Source organism: Wandonia haliotis (assembly GCF_039523435.1).
Taxonomy (GTDB): domain Bacteria; phylum Bacteroidota; class Bacteroidia; order Flavobacteriales_D; family Crocinitomicaceae; genus Wandonia; species Wandonia haliotis.
In genome coordinates this window covers 745,090-745,893 of sequence record NZ_BAAAFH010000003.1, presented here as the reverse complement: position 1 = coordinate 745,893, position 804 = coordinate 745,090, and the positions used below count along the sequence as shown (strand labels likewise).

The 804-nt window shown below is 34.1% G+C and carries 2 protein-coding genes; both read right to left on the bottom strand.

Going from position 1 to position 804, the window contains the following annotated elements:
- The coding region (locus ABDZ97_RS03870) for an IS1/IS1595 family N-terminal zinc-binding domain-containing protein (RefSeq protein ID WP_425542643.1) at positions 1-337 on the bottom strand (337 nt) is incomplete at its 3' end.
- Between the two features lie 177 nt (positions 338-514).
- Positions 515-804 (bottom strand): IS1/IS1595 family N-terminal zinc-binding domain-containing protein (locus ABDZ97_RS03865; RefSeq protein ID WP_425542642.1); only part of this gene is annotated, 290 nt, incomplete at its 5' end.

Sequence of the window (804 nt, the reverse complement as noted above, 5' to 3'; positions counted from 1 at the left end):
AAATTCGATTCTTTTTATGGCCTACATAAGTGAACAATTCGTCTACTTCGTAACAGTTGCCTTTTACAATGGGATAAGGTCGGGCAAGACCATTCGCTATTTTCTTAGTCCGACGAATAACTGTAGATGAAGAAATATTTAAAATCCGTGAAATGCTGCGAATACCGCAACTTTCCTTCGTAAGAACGATGATCGCTTTATCCTCTGTAATAGAAGACTGATATCGATAACTTTCCTGAAAATAACGAAAACAACTCTTACAATGATGTCTTACTTTTCCATTCTGTTGATGTCCATACTTTATTGTATTTGAACTGTTACAATGTCTACATTTCATCTTACCAACTAATTGAATACACTATAGATCTATTTACTGAGTTGAAGACACTCAAACTACTCAAAAAAAATCGGGTGAAGGTTATCCCTCACCCGATTTAACTATTTTTCCAAAATAAAAATAATGAAAATCAATAATTTAAACACTAAACAGTGTGTTACCAACTAATTGAGTACACTACCCGGGATAAGGTCGGGCAAGACCATTCGCTATTTTCTTAGTCCGACGAATAACTGTAGATGAAGAAATATTTAAAATCCGTGAAATGCTGCGAATACCGCAACTTTCCTTCGTAAGAACGATGATCGCTTTATCCTCTGTAATAGAAGACTGATATCGATAACTTTCCTGAAAATAACGAAAACAACTCTTACAATGATGTCTTACTTTTCCATTCTGTTGATATCCATACTTTATTGTATTTGAACTGTTACAATGTCTACATTTCATCTTACCAACTAATTGAG